General features: G+C 69.0%; 19 protein-coding genes. 12 read left to right on the top strand and 7 right to left on the bottom strand.

From position 1 onward, the window contains the following. Window positions 1-63: 63 nt before the first annotated feature. Entirely contained in the window at window positions 64-1197 is a 1134-nt protein-coding gene (locus DL519_RS01380) for an FAD-dependent monooxygenase (protein ID WP_190812542.1), read from the bottom strand. A 126-nt stretch (window positions 1198-1323) separates the two neighbouring features. On the opposite strand from DL519_RS01380, the gene DL519_RS01385 reads away from it, so the two are divergent. Both DL519_RS01385 and DL519_RS01390 read left to right on the top strand, forming a co-directional pair. Then, a complete protein-coding gene (locus DL519_RS01385) occupies window positions 1324-2304 on the top strand; it encodes a GntR family transcriptional regulator (RefSeq protein WP_190812543.1) in 981 nt (326 codons plus the stop codon). A 214-nt stretch (window positions 2305-2518) separates the two neighbouring features. Further along, window positions 2519-2839, top strand: coding sequence for a hypothetical protein (locus tag DL519_RS01390; protein WP_190812544.1), 321 nt, complete (start codon window positions 2519-2521; stop codon window positions 2837-2839). A 169-nt stretch (window positions 2840-3008) separates the two neighbouring features. Here DL519_RS01390 and DL519_RS01395 read toward each other — a convergent pair whose 3' ends face one another. Then, a complete protein-coding gene (locus DL519_RS01395; protein ID WP_190812545.1) occupies window positions 3009-3329 on the bottom strand; it encodes a hypothetical protein in 321 nt (106 codons plus the stop codon). Here DL519_RS01395 and DL519_RS01400 point away from each other — a divergent pair. The 3 genes from DL519_RS01400 (at window position 3328) to DL519_RS01410 (ending at window position 6159) form a co-directional block, all read left to right on the top strand. Continuing rightward, window positions 3328-3570, top strand: coding sequence for a hypothetical protein (locus DL519_RS01400; protein WP_190812546.1), 243 nt, complete (start codon window positions 3328-3330; stop codon window positions 3568-3570). The genes DL519_RS01395 and DL519_RS01400 overlap by 2 nt on opposite strands. A 45-nt stretch (window positions 3571-3615) precedes the next feature. Continuing rightward, entirely contained in the window at window positions 3616-5412 is a 1797-nt protein-coding gene (locus DL519_RS01405; protein WP_190812547.1) for a tetratricopeptide repeat protein, read from the top strand. 168 nt (window positions 5413-5580) lie between these two features. After that, a complete protein-coding gene (locus DL519_RS01410; RefSeq protein WP_190812548.1) occupies window positions 5581-6159 on the top strand; it encodes a hypothetical protein in 579 nt (192 codons plus the stop codon). A 37-nt stretch (window positions 6160-6196) separates the two neighbouring features. Here the strand turns inward: DL519_RS01410 and DL519_RS01415 are convergent, their stop codons facing one another. Next, window positions 6197-6880, bottom strand: coding sequence for a dihydrofolate reductase family protein (locus DL519_RS01415; protein ID WP_317891339.1), 684 nt, complete (start codon window positions 6878-6880; stop codon window positions 6197-6199). Between the two features lie 233 nt (window positions 6881-7113). Here DL519_RS01415 and DL519_RS01420 point away from each other — a divergent pair, with 233 nt between their 5' ends. Continuing rightward, window positions 7114-7428: a hypothetical protein gene (locus DL519_RS01420; RefSeq protein ID WP_190812549.1), complete on the top strand. Its 315-nt coding sequence runs from the start codon at window positions 7114-7116 to the stop codon at window positions 7426-7428. Between the two features lie 28 nt (window positions 7429-7456). Here DL519_RS01420 and DL519_RS01425 read toward each other — a convergent pair whose 3' ends face one another. Beyond that, on the bottom strand, window positions 7457-7819 hold the full coding sequence (locus tag DL519_RS01425) for a hypothetical protein (RefSeq protein WP_168589562.1): 363 nt from the start codon (window positions 7817-7819) through the stop codon (window positions 7457-7459). A 235-nt stretch (window positions 7820-8054) separates the two neighbouring features. On the opposite strand from DL519_RS01425, the gene DL519_RS01430 reads away from it, so the two are divergent. Then, window positions 8055-8702 carry an HD domain-containing protein gene (locus tag DL519_RS01430; RefSeq protein WP_190812550.1) on the top strand — a complete coding sequence of 216 codons (648 nt, stop codon included), beginning with the start codon at window positions 8055-8057 and terminating at the stop codon, window positions 8700-8702. After that, window positions 8690-9697, top strand: coding sequence for a GlxA family transcriptional regulator (locus DL519_RS01435; protein WP_223838323.1), 1008 nt, complete (start codon window positions 8690-8692; stop codon window positions 9695-9697). The genes DL519_RS01430 and DL519_RS01435 overlap by 13 nt, the downstream gene beginning before the upstream one ends. 183 nt (window positions 9698-9880) lie before the next feature. Here the strand turns inward: DL519_RS01435 and DL519_RS01440 are convergent, their stop codons facing one another. Further along, the gene (locus DL519_RS01440; RefSeq protein ID WP_190812551.1) at window positions 9881-10375 is read right to left on the bottom strand and encodes an FBP domain-containing protein; all 495 of its coding nucleotides are present in this window, start codon (window positions 10373-10375) and stop codon (window positions 9881-9883) included. A gap of 78 nt (window positions 10376-10453) precedes the next feature. Between DL519_RS01440 and DL519_RS01445 the strand changes: the two genes are divergently transcribed. Further along, entirely contained in the window at window positions 10454-11026 is a 573-nt protein-coding gene (locus tag DL519_RS01445) for a TetR/AcrR family transcriptional regulator (protein ID WP_190812552.1), read from the top strand. A 13-nt stretch (window positions 11027-11039) separates the two neighbouring features. On the opposite strand, the gene DL519_RS01450 is transcribed toward DL519_RS01445, so the two are convergent. Further along, window positions 11040-11492, bottom strand: a complete 453-nt coding sequence (locus DL519_RS01450; protein WP_190812553.1) for a PmbA/TldA family metallopeptidase — start codon at window positions 11490-11492, stop codon at window positions 11040-11042. A 228-nt stretch (window positions 11493-11720) separates the two neighbouring features. Between DL519_RS01450 and DL519_RS01455 the strand changes: the two genes are divergently transcribed. Further along, the gene (locus DL519_RS01455; RefSeq protein ID WP_190812554.1) at window positions 11721-12140 is read left to right on the top strand and encodes a CAP domain-containing protein; all 420 of its coding nucleotides are present in this window, start codon (window positions 11721-11723) and stop codon (window positions 12138-12140) included. A 22-nt stretch (window positions 12141-12162) separates the two neighbouring features. Here the strand turns inward: DL519_RS01455 and DL519_RS01460 are convergent, their stop codons facing one another. Beyond that, on the bottom strand, window positions 12163-12948 hold the full coding sequence (locus DL519_RS01460) for an IclR family transcriptional regulator (RefSeq protein ID WP_190812555.1): 786 nt from the start codon (window positions 12946-12948) through the stop codon (window positions 12163-12165). 156 nt (window positions 12949-13104) lie between these two features. Between DL519_RS01460 and DL519_RS01465 the strand changes: the two genes are divergently transcribed. Beyond that, on the top strand, window positions 13105-13818 hold the full coding sequence (locus DL519_RS01465) for a CoA transferase subunit A (RefSeq protein ID WP_190812556.1): 714 nt from the start codon (window positions 13105-13107) through the stop codon (window positions 13816-13818). Between the two features lie 9 nt (window positions 13819-13827). After that, a complete protein-coding gene (locus tag DL519_RS01470; RefSeq protein WP_168589559.1) occupies window positions 13828-14472 on the top strand; it encodes a CoA transferase subunit B in 645 nt (214 codons plus the stop codon). Window positions 14473-14567: the final 95 nt, after the last annotated feature.

The raw sequence follows: 14567 nt of genomic DNA on the forward strand, positions 1-14567 counted from the left end.
CCTTGAGAGATAGGGGACTGGGCATCGCGTCGTCAGCGGGCAACCCTCAAGATCGTCGGCGCCTCATCCGCTTGCGGGCGTGTCGATGTCCAGTGAGATGCCGTTCTTGGCGCGGTCCACCGACTCCTCGGACGCGGGGCCACCGGGGTTCTCGGTGGCCAGCGCCTGGTTGAGGGCGACGAACGGGCGCATCCGCCGCTCGTAGGCGGCGAACGCGGCGGCGTGATCGACGTCGGACCGGCTCAGCTCCTCGGCGAGCACGTAGGCGCCGACCAGGGCCAGGCTGGTGCCCTGCCCGGACAGCGCCGAGGCGCAGTAGCCGGCATCGCCGACCAGAGCGACCCGGCCGGTCGTCCAGCGGTCCATGTGGATTTGCGCCATCGCGTCGAAGTGGAAGTCCGGCGCGTCGGCCATTGCCGCCAGGAGCTTCGGGACCTCCCAGCCGAGGCCGGCCAACCGGTCGGTGACGATCTGCTTCTGCTGCGAGACGTCCCGGTGGTCGTAGGTAACCGGCTCGGACAGGAAGCCGAGGGTGACCCGTAGTTCCGCGTTGTCGCGCACCGGGTAGATAGCCCCGCCGGCACCGGATTCCTCGTCGTGGAACCAGATCTGCCAGTTGTCGAGGCCCAGGGAGTTGGTCGTCGGGAAGATCGCCAGGTACTGGCCGAGGTGCTTGCTGAACTGCTGCTCAGGCCCGAAAGCCAGGAGGCGCACGGCGGAGTGCGCGCCGTCCGCACCGATCACGAAGTCGAAAGTGCGGAAACCACCGTGATCGAACTCGACCCGGACACCGTGCTCCTCCTGCTCTAGGGCGGAGATCGAGTCGTGGAAGACGTACTCCACCTGGTCCTTGGTCACCTCGTGCAGCATCGCCGTCAGGTCCTCGCGCAGGAGCTCGACGTCCTCGCCGCCCAACCGGCCACTGCTGAAAGCCTGCTCCTCGGACCGGAACAGCTCTCTGCCTTCACCGTCCACCATGGACATTCCCCGCATCCGGGTGCGAGTCGCCCGCACCTGTTCGCCGAGGCCCATCCGATCCATCACCTCAAGCGCGACGCCGCGGATGTCGACCGCCTGGCCGCCCTTGCGCTGACCGGGCGCCCGCTCCACCACGGTCACCGAGAAACCCTTGCGCCGCAGCCAGTAGGTCAGTGCCGGGCCGGCGATGCTGGCGCCCGAGATCAGAACGTTCCGCATCGGTTACCTCCAGTGTTCGACGTACGCTCATTGCGGTTGCGCTGCGAACACTTCCCTAGATGGCTAAAAAGCCCAAAACTGATCTAGTACAGTTGACTATCTGTACTAGGTCAGGATGGAGTGGGTATGCCGTCAGAACCGCGGTATCGGAGCATCGCCGACGAGCTCCGCCGCCGGATCGAGCAGGGCGAACTGGCGCCGGGTGCCAAGGTGCCTTCCACCCGCCGGATCGCCGCCGAATGGGGCGTCGCCATGGCCACCGCGGCCAAAGCTCTGGCCACGTTGAGCCAAGAAGGCCTGGTGCGCGCCGAACCCCGCTCCGGCACCGTGGTCGCTGACCGCAGGCCCGCGCCGAAGGACAAGTCCCGCTCCGCGCATCAGCCCACCCGCGGTCCCGCGCCGCGCAGGCAGCAGCAAGGCCTGACCCGCGAGCGGATCGTGCGGGCAGCCATCGAGATCGCCGACGACGAAGGACTTGCCGTGCTTTCGATGCGCGGCGTCGCCGCCCGCCTTGGGGTCGCGGCGATGGCGCCGTACCGGCATGTGGCCGGCAAAGACGAGCTGATCATGTTGATGGCCGACGCCGTATTCGGCGAGCGGGGCTACCCGGCGCGGCCGCCGACCAGCTGGCGCGCCCGCCTGGAACTGGGCGCGCGAACGTTGTGGTCGCTGTACAGGCGGCACCCGTGGCTGGCCCAGCTCGGCCCGATCACCCGCCCGGTGCCGCTGCCCAACCTGGCAGTGCACGCGGAATGGGCGCTCGCCGCGTTCGACGGCTTCAGCCTCGGCGCAGCCGACCTGTGCGACCTGCACGTGCTGTTCTTCAGCTACGTGCAGGGCATCGCGATCCACCTCGAACGCGAGCAGCACGCCCTCGGCTCATCCGGGTTGTCGGAGGACGATTGGATGAACAACCAGGTGCCAGCGCTGGCCGCGATCACCGGTTCTGGCCGCTACCCAACGTTCGCGAGGATGCTGACCGCGCTTTCCGCTGAAGGCTACGACCTAGTTCTGGACGACCTGTTCGAGCAGGGCCTGCGAGCGCTGCTGGACGGCCTGGAGCTACGCCTCGGCGACCCGACCGGTTCAGGCGATCTCGCCGGCTGAGGCGAACTGGACAGCACTTCGAATGCTTCCGGGTAGCGGAGCGAGCGGCGATTTCGCGCGAAACCGCCGCTCGCCGCGTGTGCCACGTGCCGATTTCGCGCGAAAATGGCTCTTCTGCTTCTTCCGTGGGTGTCCGGGGAGGGTGGGCCGGTGACCGCCGAGGGCGGGCATGGCGAGGGCGATGAGGGCTTCGGGTGACCACGGCTCGGGACCGATGTCGTTGCTGCGTGGCCAACCCGCTGAATGCGGTGTTCACCCCGGGGAAGGCGCCGCAGTCGCGCGCCGAATTCGTCGCGGCGCGCTCTCCGTCATCAGCGGAGGGATACCGCTCGCGAACTGCGTCGATGTGAACCGTTTCGTTGTGACCGGCTCCATCGTTTCCATTGTGGACCGCGTGGTACTGTTCGGATCGGCGCTTTCTGCGGCGAGGCCGCAGGCGTGGGGCGAGTTCGTCGAGAACCGGGTTCTTTGTTGCGCCGGTCCGCGGGGCGTCGGGATCAGCGAGACCCTTGAAGGGCGGGGAGAGCTCGGGTGACGGCGGTAGCGTCATTTTTGCCGACACGGTCGCTCCTGCGGGTGTTCTAGTCTGTTCAGTCGGGTGTCGTCGACCGGGAAGCGTCGACGGATTCCGTCCGCGGTCGATCGTTGGCGCATTTCCAATGGTGACTGCTGGCGGGGTCCCCGCGTGCTCGCTGCGGATATGTTCAGGAGGAGGCTTTTAGATGGATTCCGACCAGAATTCGCTGGTTCGCCCGTTCCAGGTGGACCTTGGTGGGGTTGTCGATCTGCTCAGCCGGCACATTTACTGCGGCGCGCACGTCTATCTGCGCGAGCTGCCGCAGAACGGGCACGATGCCGCCGCGGCGGCCGGCTCTACCTCGGCGCCGGTCCGTTCCTTCGGGCCGGACAACGTGACGGCGTTGTACGTGGCCGATTCCGCCGCCATCCGCCGGATCGAGCGCACCGAAACGCGACTCGGCGCCCTCGATGTGGGCGGACGTGCTCGGCGGGGCGGACGAGATCATGACCGGCAAGGCCACCCGCGTCCCGCGCGGCACCACCGCGCAGCTCTGCCTGAACTGGCTGAACTGGCTGATCCGGCAATTGTCCAAGGTGGACGACCAGCTCGTCTTCGACCGCAGCATCCGGCTGGTCTACATCCAGTCCCTGCTGGCTGGCCACCGGCCGCTGTCGAGGAACGACCGGACCGTGATGACCACGGCGATGAGCGACCTGATCAAGCTCAGCGTCGGCGTCACGGGCTGACGATTCCCAGTATTCCCAACTTTTCGAGCACGAGAGGTGGCACCGTTGTCTGACGCCGTGACCGAAATCGAGCGGTTGCTGGAAGAGAGCAAGGTGATTCCGTACGGCCCGGAGGAGTCGGCGGAGATCGAGCGCGCCCGCGCGTTCGCGGACGAGCACCACGACCTGCCGATCGAGCACCAGACGTTCGTGCCGACGGAGATGACCGAGCCGGCTCAGCCGCAGACCGCGGCGGAAGGCCTGGAACTGGCGCGGGAAGCGATCATCGTCAGCAACGATCCGGATGCCGCGCTGGCGCTGCTGAGGGGGATCGACGACCTGCCGGAGCCCGAACTGCGGCCCCGGCTCTACCGCACCGTCCTGACGATCTGCCGCGCCCGGGACGACCGGGACGGGGCGTTGGAAGCCGTCAAGGCCCGCACCGAGGCCCTGCGGGCGCAAGGCCTGGTGCAGCAAGCGGACGTCGAGGATGAACTCGGGTTGGCGCTGTACCCGCCGTTCAACGCCGACGAGGAAGCGAAGCTCCGCGCAGTGCTGAACCGCGCCGACCTGGAAGCGGCGACGCGGGTCGAGATCCTGGTCTCGTTGGCGGGGTTGCTGGGCTCCACCGAGCATCCGGACGAAGCGCTGGAGCTGGCGCGGGAAGCGGTCGAGCTGGCCGAATCCGCGGACCTGGACCAGCTGTCGGGGGCGCGCTACCTGCAGGCCCAGCTGCTGCTGCAGACCGGTCAGCCGGAGACCGCGGCCGAGGCCCTGGACGCCCTGTTGGCGGTCGAGACGGAACGGGTCTGGCGGATCCGGGTGCTCGACATGCGGGCGCGGCTCGCCGGCGGCCTCGGTCAGTTCGACGCCGGTGCCCGATTGGCCGATGAGCTGCTGGACCTGCTGACCACGGCCGGATACCGCGACGGTGCTTCTGCCGCGGCCATGCTGGCCGCTCACCTGCTGGCCGGCGGCGGGCAACCGGACGAGGCGGTGAACCGCGCGCAGGTCGCGGTGCGGCACGCGGAGCTCGGCGACACCGAGGGCCTCAACGGGCACCGGTTCTGGCTCGGCCGCTTCCAGCTGCAGTCCGGACAGCCGGATCTGGCGGTGGAAGCGCTGGGCGATGCGGTCGCGGGTTACGACCGCGGCGAAGGCGAAGAGGCCGCCGGCCTGGAGGCGCGGTACTGGCTGGGCATCGCTGCCAGCCGGGCCCAGGACTTCCGCACCTCGTACCAGGCGCTCGTCCAGGCGGCGAACGGGGCCGAGGAGTCGGCGGAGGAGCCGCTGGTCGAGCTGGCGATCCGGTCCTACCTGGAGCTGGGCAACCTGCTGCTGGCCGTGGAGGACGCCGACGCGGTGGACAACTACGAGACCGCGCTCCAGCTGGCCCGGAAGCACGAACGGCGCGAGCTGATCGCCGAGGCGCTGCACCAGCTCGGCCAGGCCAAGACGAAGTTCGGTGATGAGACCGGGCTGGCCGATCTCGATGCCGCGATCGCGGCCGGCCGGGAAGCGGAGCTGGACTGGTTCGTCGCCGACGTGACCTACACGAAGGCGCGAGTGCTGGCCTCGCTGGAGCGGGTGGAGGAGGCGGTCTCGCACGCGCTGACCGCAGCCGACGGCTACGCGGCGGTCGGTGACGAGGGCTCGGCGGCGATGGCCGAGCTGCTGGCGGGCTGGGTCCTCGCCGAAGCCGGTCGGTCCGACGAGGCCGTGGGTTTGTACCGGACGTCGCTGCAGCGGCTGCCGGTGGGAACCCCGGCGCACACCGGCGTGTCCCTCGAATTCGGGGAACTGCTGGAAAAGCTCGGCCAGGCGACGGAGGCCGCGAAGGTTCGTGCCGACGTCGCCGAGTGATCGGCACGCAGCGCGGGGCGCCCCCCTCCGGCTCGGAGAGGGGCGCCCTTAACAACGTCCACAGTGGATCATGTCGGACAGAGTTGTTATTGTTCAGGGAATTTCGCGTCTTTATATCTTCTGCTCACGTCTGAATCCCTGTCGTCGCAGAAGGATTTCTTCGGCGCGATGCGGCTCGTCGACCGCGGTGCTCGCCTGCGCGTCGCCTCCAGTACCGGGGATCCATCGCGCCTGCCCGGGAGGCCGTCGCTGGACCTGATCCGGGAGGGCGAGCAGCGGCGCGCGGTGGGCAAGGCCAGCGTCGAGCACTTCCAGTCCGGCGCGCGGGGCACCGCCGACCCCGGGCCGGAGCGCGAGGCGACCGGCTACCGCCCGACCGAACCCGCCGACCGGGTGCTCGGCGTGTGGGCCGGGCATCCCTCCGCGGCCAACGGCGGCAAGACCTGGGCGACCGTGGAACGCGAGGCGGAGTGGGAGTACCGGACCCAGGGCTGGGCCAGCAACCCGCCCGCGCCAACGGATCCCGCGAAGATCGGCTGCAACTGGTTCACCGAGATCGACAGCCGTGCGCCCTACGGCCCGGACGCCGCCGGGGGTCACCGCTGCGCTGGATGGCGGTTCTTCCCGGCTCGGGCGGGCTGCCAGCGGGTACGGAACTCGCGGTCGAGGCCGACCGCTTCGACGTCATCCGGGGCACGCCCCCGGCCTGCAGCCAGGGTGGTCCGCGAGTCCTTTTCGGCGCTGTAGCGACGAAACGCACCTACGGACCCCACAGCAGAGCGGCTCAGGACTTGGCGGGGCCGTAGGTCAGGTGCACAACCCCGTTCCGGAACGCTTCCTGCGCGGCCAGGGCCAGCGGGATGCGCTGCGTGCCCTCCGGGAACAGCTTCGCCCCCGAGCCCAGAACGACCGGGTAGACCAGCAGGTGCAGCTCGTCGATCAGGCCGTCGGCCAGCAGCGCGCGCACCAGGGTGCCGCTGCCGCTGATGTAGATGCCGTCGGTCTCCTCCTTCAGCTTGCGGATCGCCTGAGGGGCGTAGGCCCCGAGCACCGTTGAGTTCTGCCACTCGTCGGCGGAGGTCAGGGTGGACGACACCACGTGCTTCGGGGAGTCGTTGAAGAACGGCGCGCCCGGGTCGTCCTCGACGGTGCGGCCGGACCAGGCCGGGGCGAACATCTCGTAGGTGGTGCGTCCCAACAGGATCGCCGAGCTGGACTCCGTCAGGTGGCCGATCGACTCGCCCATCTCGTCGGTGAAGCCGTATTCGGCGGTCCAGCCCGGGTTCTCGAACACGCCGTCGAGGCTGACGAACTCCTGAACGCGGATCTTGCCCATCGGTGGATCTCCTGTCTCGGTGACGACGCGCGGGTCCGGGCCAAGCGCTCCTCGCCCCGTACCGATCTCGCGGCCGATCATCCTGTTGTTCCGGTTCGGCCGATACTGACTGAAGCAGATCCGCGAACTCATCGGTATCCGGCGAAGTTCCCGCGCGGAGTGCGCGAGGTCACTCGGGTGCTGCCGACGGCCGTCGACCCAAAATCCGCTCGGTTGAGTGGCAAGACCTTGCCACGCTGGGGGAATGCGCTCCGCTGGCGGTGTTGGACGCCGCGACCGCGGGGTTGCGGGCCCCGGGCGCGCTGCCCAGGTCTGGCGAATGCGGTAGTACTCGGCGTGTCGCCGGATTCGCAGGGAGAAAGCGCATGACAGCCGCGGACGTGCCCTTCTCGATGTATCCACGGACCACCGTCGTGCGCATCCGAGATCTGATGCGACGATGCGCGATCACCCACGACCACGCCGAACGGGCCGCCCTGCTGGAGAGGCTCGCCGCCGAACTGGACCGGGCCGCGCGAGACCTGCTCGACAACTGCCCGACCGAGGAGTGCAGCCGACGTGAGCTGGCGGCGGGCCTGCACGGGCAGGCCGGCATGGTCCGGTTCTTCGCCGGCCTCGAACGTCGTGATCGCGCCCGGCAGGCCTTCGATCCCGCGTATCCGCGGGTGCGCTACCCGTGACGCCGATCGAAGAGCCGGCGGGACGGAGTCAGCAGAAACCGCGCGGCGGCCAGAACGGTCCGGACCGGATCACCCGGCTCGGCGCACCGGGCTCATCCGGCGCGGGGAGGGCGCGAAGCGCGTCGATGGCGGCGGTCAACGAGCCCGAGGATTGCCAGACGACCCCTCCGCGCGTGCCCGGCGAGTCGACGCGCAGCCTAACCGCGAGGGCCTCGCGGCGATCGACGATCCACAGCGCATCGCTGTACTCCGGCCAGTTCAGCACACCGACGAGCCACTCCGGGCGCCCGGCCGTGTCGGTCAGGTACCAGAAGGTCCACAGGGCGTGCGAGAGCGCGATCAGGACAGCGAGCTCCGGGTAGAGCTGCAGGGCCTCGTCGATGCTGGTCACGGATCGGCATCTTTCGTTATGTTCGGGCGTCTGGGTAGCAGATCCGATGGCGCGTCGCCACCTGCCGCCCTTATGGGGGATACGCCGGAGTTCTCGATCGGCATCGGGGGCGGGGATCCTCGGCGGTGGATCTCATGTCCGAATCTGTGGGCTATGTGGCGCTGTGGTCATGGCGTCCGGTCTGGCTGGGGCGGAAGCTGGAACGGCAAGCTCGACGAGGAACCAGGTGAATGCGATGACGATCAACCTTTCCGCCGCCTCGGATGTGCGGGTCCCGGATACGAAACTGGCGCGGGCGGCGACCGAACTGGTGCGGGACAGCGCAAGCGACCTGATCTACCACCATTCGCGCCGCGTCTACTTCTTCGGCAGCCTGCAAGGCCGCAACCGGGATCGGGGCTTCGACCCCGAACTGCTCTACATCGCCGCGATGTTCCACGATCTTGGCCTCGGCGAGCGGTTCCACGACAGCGGCCGCCGCTTCGAGGTGGACAGCGCGGACGAGGCGCGGCGGTTCCTCGCGGCCCACCACGTGCCCGAGGACAGCATCCGAAGGGTCTGGACCGCGATCGCCCTGCACACCACGCCGGGGATCCCCGAGTTCATGGAACCGGAGGTGGCGCTGGTGACCGCGGGCGTGGAGTACGACGTCTTCGGCATCGGCTACCGGGACATCACCGAGGCCGACCGCGCCGCCGTCGTCGCACAGCATCCGCGGCCCGATTTCAAGCGCCGCATCCTCGAAGCCTTCACCGACGGCATCCGGTCGAAGCCGGAGAGCACCTTCGGCAACGTCAAGGCCGACGTGCTCGAACACTACGTGCCCGGATTCGAGCGCGGTGATTTCGTCGCCACCATCCTGGATTCGCCGTGGCCGGAGTGATCTTCCGCGCAGCGCACGTGGTCGCGGTGCTGGCTTTCGACCAGGTGCAAATGCTCGACGTGACCGGGCCCGCCGAGGTCTTCACCACGGCCAACGCCTTCGGGGCGCGCTACGACGTGCGGATCGTGTCGACCACCGGCAGCGACGTGCGCACTTCGGCGGGAGTGCGGATCGGCGTGGACGGCGGGCCGGAAACCCTGCCCCGGCGGATCGGCACCGTCGTCGTGCCCGGGCGACGCGACTGGCCGCAGGCGGTCGCCAACCGGGAACTGGTCGCCCTCGCGGCAGACCTCGCGCGTCGAACCGAACGCCTGACGTCCGTGTGCGCCGGGGCTTTCGTGCTGGCCGCGACCGGCGCCCTGGACGGCCGACGAGCCGCGACGCACTGGGAACTCGCCCGGGAACTGGCCAAGGCCTTCCCGGAGGTGCGGGTCGAGGCCGATCCGGTGTTCGTGCGCGACGGCAACGTCACCACGTCGGCCGGGGTCACCGCGGGTATCGATCTGGCGCTCGCGCTGGTCGAAGAAGATCACGGAGCCGGCCTGGCCCGCCGCGTGGCACAGCAACTCGTCGTGTTCATGGCCCGACCAGGAGGCCAGTCGCAGTTCAGCGCCAGACTCGGCCGGAGCGAGGCGAAACATCCCGTGGTGCGACAAGTGATGGACGCCGTCGGAGCCGATCCCGGAGCCAAGCACAACCTGGACACCCTGGCCCGCGAAGCGGGTGTGAGCGCACGCCACCTCAGCAGGCTCTTTCGCATCGAGACGGGCATGACGCCGGGCCAGTACGTGGAGTCGCTGCGCGTGGAAGCCGCGCGTGCGCTCCTCGAAGCGGGCAGCGACCCGGTCGAAGCGGTCGCGGAGCAGTCGGGTTTCGGCTCATCGGAAACGATGCGCCGGGTCTTCCAACAAAGCCTCGGCGTACCGCCGACGGCCTACCGGGCGCGCTTCCGAACCACCACCACGAACGCCGCCAGGCGCTCAGCCGTGCAGTAGCCGTGGGCGTCGGTGCGCAGGGCGACCAGCTCCGTGGTTTCCGCCTGTGGCAGCCGGATTTCGACGTCCTTCACGGCTGTGCGCAGTTCGGCCTCCGCAACGGGTTTCGAATGCTTGAGGCCGCGGCGAATGCCGGCCCGTTCACCGCTAACCGGTGCTTGACGCCACTGGCATTTCGCGCGGTCACCCGACCACCTTATTCAGGAATCCGGTCAGCTTGGCCGTGGTCCGCTCGACCTTCTCCGCCAACGTGAGCGATTCGTGGAGCCGCTCGCCGGAGCCGACTTCCTTCTTCCCGCGCAGGTAGAGCGAGCAGGCCAGGTCGGTGCAGATGTAGGCGCCGACGGAGTTGCCCTGCTGTCCGCCCCGGCCCGCCCTGCGCGCGGTCATCAGCGAGACGCCGGCTCCGGTGTGCGTGGTCAGGCACAGCGAGCACATGCTGCGCCGCAGGTGTCCGGCATGCGGCGTAGCCAACCGCAGCGCGACGCCCACCAACCCGTCGCCGGACTCGGCGACGAGGTAGGCCCGCTGCGGCGCGGCGGGATCCCGCCACCCGAGGAAGTCCAGGTCGTCCCACGGTTGCGCGGCCAGGTCCCGGGGGACGGGCAGGCGTTTGGCCTCGCCTTTGGTGCAGTTGACGAACGATGCGCGGATGTCGCGCTCGGTAGCAGGCCTCATAACTATGAAGCTATCCCCTCTAGAGTTTTACCGCGAACTATTTAGCTGTAGCCTAGGACCCCTAGGAAAGGGGTGCGGATGGCACGCGCGGGGCTGAATGCCGAACGCCTGACCCGGGCTGCGGCGGAACTGGCCGACGAGGCCGGCTTCGAGAACGTGACCGTCTCGGCGCTCGCGCGCCGATTCGGCGTCACGGACGCGAGCCTGTATTCGCACGTCAGGAACGTGCAGGAGCTGAAGGCCGGGGTGGCGGTGCTGGCCCTGGCGGAGCTCGCCGACCGGGCCGCCGGCGCGCTGGCGGGTCGCGCGGGCAGGGACGCCCTCGTCGCCTTCGCCAATGCCTACCGGGATTACGCCAACGAGCACCCGGGGAGGTTCGCGGCGGCGCAGACCGAGCTCGACGCGGAGACGGCGGCCGCCAGTGCGGCGCGTCGGCACTCGGAGATGACGCGGGCGATCCTGCGCGGCTACGACCTGTCGGAGCCCGACCAGACGGATGCCGTGCGGCTGCTGGGCAGCGTCTTCCACGGGTACGTGAGTTTGGAGGCGGCGGGCGGGTTCCGCCACCACCCGCGCGAGGCGGACGCCTCCTGGTCCAGGGCCTTGGATGCCCTCGACGCCGTCCTCCGGAACTGGCCGCCCGCTTCGTGATTCGTGGCCGGTCTCAGCGGCGCGCGGCCGACTCGGGCGCCACGTCGCTTGCGGCGGCGAAACCCCAAGCCCCGTCGCGCGGCACCCGGACGGACAGCCCCGTCTCGGCCTGGTCGGTGGTGGCCGCCAGCGCGGCGTTGCGTACCTCGACCGAGCCGGATCGGGTGCACATCGCGTGGAATTCCGCGTGCGCGCACCCGAGTTCGGCGGACCGGGTCAGCGCGGCGTCGGCGAGTTCCGTTGCGCCGTGGGGAAATTCGGTCTGCGTCGAGCCGCAGCGGCCGCCGAGCAGGTCGAGCCCGAAGTCAGCGTGACTTGCGGGGTTTCGTCCGTCGGGGGCGACGACGTGGCGTGCGTGGGCGCGGCTCGGCGTCACCGGACTTGCCGGACTTGCCGGGCTTACGGGAGGACCGTTCGCCGTCGCCGTCCGCGGCAGTGCCGCGATCAGGCCGTTCGCGGCGGACATCGCGCAAAGCATGCACATATGCGCGTAGTCCTATATATCGAGGACCCCGCTGCCGGTCGCGCGCCTGTGGGCTGTGATCGAACCGTTCAGTGGTTGCACCACTACTCTCCGTGCTACGGAGAGTGACCGTTTCCACAGGTTACGGTTTGATCTCATTCTAATGGGGTAGCTTGCAACGGCATGAAACCCCCGAATTATCGACGCTCCGTAACTGCTCTGACTGCTTTCTTGATCGGTGTCGGAACCGCCGCCGCATGGGCCCCCGCAGCGGGCGCGGCTCCCTCGGTCGAGGACCAGGTCATCAACCTCGTGAACGGGAAGCGCGCCGACGCCGGCTGCAAGTCCGTTTCGGTGGACTCCCGGCTCTCCTCGTCGGCCAAGGCCCACAGCGCCGACATGGCCAAACGCGCCTACTTCGATCACACCACCCCCGACGGTGTGACCTTCTCGCAGCGCATCTCGAAGGCCGGCTACCCGTCGCCGGGCGCCGAGAACATCGCCATGGGCTACCAGACCGCACAACAGGTCATGGACGGCTGGATGAAGTCCGACGGCCACAAGGCCAACATCCTCAACTGCTCCAACAAGACCATCGGCGTCGCCGTCGACGCCAACGGCTACTACTGGACGCAGGACTTCGGACGCTGAGCCGTCCGGCGGCTGCCCGGCATCAAAGCTGCGCCTTGCGGGCGGAGACTTCCAGCGTTCGGCTGAGGGCGTGGGCCTCGTGCAGGAGGAGGGCGCCGAGTTCGGATTGCCGCTCTGGGCGGAAGCGGGGCTCGATTCCGGTCAGCGTCAGGGCCCATGCGGGTTGCCCCGCGCGGTCGAACACCGCCGCCGCCATGCCCCAGCTCCCCTCGACCACCAGACCGGGGTTTACGGAGTAGCCGTCGCGCCGGGTGCGGGCGATGCGGGCGCGCACTTCCTCGGGGGCGTGCGTCTGGCCCCATCGGCTGGTCAAGTCGGTCCGCTCCAGGTAGGCGTCGATCTCAGCGTCGTCGAGAAAGGCGAGGATGACCAGGCCGGCGGAGACGACTCCGAGCGGGAACCGGGCGCCCTCGTAGAGCACGAAGGACCGGATCGGGAAGTCGCCGTCCTCGCGGAGCAGGCACACCGTTTCCTCTCCTCGCAGAGCCGAGAAGAACGCGCTTTCACCGGTCTTGGCCGCCAGCCGGTGCACGCTCGCGCGGGCGTGGTGCGTCACGTCGTAGCGGGTGCCGGCCGTCTGCCCCAGCAGGTACAGCTCGGGGCCCAGGAACCACCGGCCCGTGCGCCGGTCGCGGTCGACGAACCCCTCATCCGCCAGGGAGCTGAGCAGGCGGTGCACGGTCGGCCGGGGGAGGTCGGTGGCCCGGGCGAGGTCGCTGGTGGCCGCCCCCGCTTCGTTGGCGGTGGACAGCGCCCGGAGCACCGAGCCGACCCGGCCGATCAAATGGGCGTTGGGACTAGCGCTCATGCCTCCACCCTAGCGTCCACTGAGTGAACGCCGAGGTCGATCAACGGTCACCCGACGAGCGGTTCGGCCGTCGTTCATCTCTGTTTGTTGCGGTGAACACGAGGTTGCTCCTTTACTGCTGCTGTTCGTCCAGCGGACCGATGAAGAGGTGATGAGTTGTCAAAGCTGCGTTCGAGTGCGGCGGAGGCACTGGCCGAGGTGCTCGAAGACGGGATGACGATCGCCGTCGGCGGCTTCGGCCTGTGCGGTATCCCGAGCGACCTCATCGAGGTCGTCCGTGACAGCGGGGTCACCGGTTTGACGGTGGTCTCCAACAACATGGGTGTCGATGGCAAGGGACTCGGGCTGCTGCTCGAGAACCGCCAGGTGGCCAAGGTGATCGCGTCCTACGTGGGTGAGAACAAGCTGTTCGCGCAGCAGTACCTGGACAAGGCGCTGGTCGTGGAGTTCGCGCCGCAGGGGACGCTGTCCGAGCGGTTGCGGGCCGGCGGCGCGGGAATCGCGGCGTTCTACACCCGCGCGGGCGTCGGAACCCCGGTGGCCGACGGCAAGCCGTTGGCGGAGTTCGACGGGCAGACCTACGTCCAGGAGCGGGGGATCGTCGCTGACGTGGCGCTCGTGCACGCCCACACCGCGGACCCGGCCGGCAACCTCGTCTACCGGGCGAGCGCGCGGAACTTCAACCCGGTCATCGCGACCAGCGGGAAGGTGACGGTGGTCGAGGCCGAGCACCTGAGCGAGGAGTACCTCGACCCGGAACTGGTCATCACCCCGGGCATCTACGTCGACCGCCTGGTCCTCGCCCGGCCCCGCATCAAGGACATCGAGAAGCGCACGGTGCGGCCCCGCGTCCCCGCCCTGGCCGACTAGGAGAAACCCATGACCTGGACTCGCGACGAGATGGCGGCGATCGCCGCCGCCGAACTCCGCGACGGCGACTACGTCAACCTCGGGATCGGCATCCCGACGCTGGTCGCCAACCACATCCCGGACGGCGTGCAGGTGACGCTGCAGAGCGAGAACGGCATCCTGGGCCTGGGGCCCTTCCCCTTCGAGGGAGAGGAAGACGCCGACCTCATCAACGCCGGGAAGCAGACCGTCACGGTCAATCCCGGAGCGAGCTACTTCGATTCGGCGGAGTCGTTCGCGATGATGCGCGGCGGGCACATCGACATCGCCATCCTGGGCGCCCTCCAGGTGAGCGAAGGCGGCGATCTGGCGAACTGGACGATCCCCGGTGCCCTGGTGAAGGGCATGGGTGGTGCGATGGACCTGGTCGTCGGTGCCCGCAAGATCGTCGTGCTCACCGATCACGTGGCCAAGGACGGCACCCCGAAGATCGTCGGGCGGTGCACGCTGCCGCTGACCGGTGCCGGCGTGGTCGACCGGATCGTCACGGACCTGGCGGTGCTCGACGTGACCGCGGAGGGGCTGCGCCTGGTCTCGCTCGCCCCCGGCGTCACCGAGAGCGAAGTCCGGGACAAGACCGGCGCCCCGATCCTGGAACCGGTTGCGACGCGGTGATGCTCACCAGCACCGACGTCGGTCTCGTCGGTGACCCGGGCGTCAATCCCGGGCAGACGTAGCAGCTTTCGGACGCGGCGTACAGATTTTGGGAG

Source organism: Saccharopolyspora pogona (assembly GCF_014697215.1).
Taxonomy (GTDB): Bacteria; Actinomycetota; Actinomycetes; order Mycobacteriales; family Pseudonocardiaceae; genus Saccharopolyspora; species Saccharopolyspora hattusasensis.

Excerpts from the sequence above, each read along its gene's own strand:
- DL519_RS01415 (WP_317891339.1), bottom strand. The coding sequence starts at position 6,880 with ATGAGTTCGCGGATCTGCTTCAGTCAGTATCGGCCGAACCGGAACAAC.
- DL519_RS01380 (WP_190812542.1), bottom strand. The coding sequence starts at position 1,197 with ATGCGGAACGTTCTGATCTCGGGCGCCAGCATCGCCGGCCCGGCACTG.
- DL519_RS01440 (WP_190812551.1), bottom strand. The coding sequence starts at position 10,375 with ATGAGGCCTGCTACCGAGCGCGACATCCGCGCATCGTTCGTCAACTGC.
- DL519_RS01445 (WP_190812552.1), top strand. The coding sequence starts at position 10,454 with ATGGCACGCGCGGGGCTGAATGCCGAACGCCTGACCCGGGCTGCGGCG.
- DL519_RS01430 (WP_190812550.1), top strand. The coding sequence starts at position 8,055 with ATGACGATCAACCTTTCCGCCGCCTCGGATGTGCGGGTCCCGGATACG.
- DL519_RS01395 (WP_190812545.1), bottom strand. The coding sequence starts at position 3,329 with ATGATCTCGTCCGCCCCGCCGAGCACGTCCGCCCACATCGAGGGCGCC.
- DL519_RS01470 (WP_168589559.1), top strand. The coding sequence starts at position 13,828 with ATGACCTGGACTCGCGACGAGATGGCGGCGATCGCCGCCGCCGAACTC.
- DL519_RS01390 (WP_190812544.1), top strand. The coding sequence starts at position 2,519 with ATGTCGTTGCTGCGTGGCCAACCCGCTGAATGCGGTGTTCACCCCGGG.
- DL519_RS01400 (WP_190812546.1), top strand. The coding sequence starts at position 3,328 with ATGACCGGCAAGGCCACCCGCGTCCCGCGCGGCACCACCGCGCAGCTC.
- DL519_RS01410 (WP_190812548.1), top strand. The coding sequence starts at position 5,581 with ATGCGGCTCGTCGACCGCGGTGCTCGCCTGCGCGTCGCCTCCAGTACC.
- DL519_RS01385 (WP_190812543.1), top strand. The coding sequence starts at position 1,324 with ATGCCGTCAGAACCGCGGTATCGGAGCATCGCCGACGAGCTCCGCCGC.
- DL519_RS01450 (WP_190812553.1), bottom strand. The coding sequence starts at position 11,492 with ATGTCCGCCGCGAACGGCCTGATCGCGGCACTGCCGCGGACGGCGACG.
- DL519_RS01460 (WP_190812555.1), bottom strand. The coding sequence starts at position 12,948 with ATGAGCGCTAGTCCCAACGCCCATTTGATCGGCCGGGTCGGCTCGGTG.
- DL519_RS01420 (WP_190812549.1), top strand. The coding sequence starts at position 7,114 with ATGACAGCCGCGGACGTGCCCTTCTCGATGTATCCACGGACCACCGTC.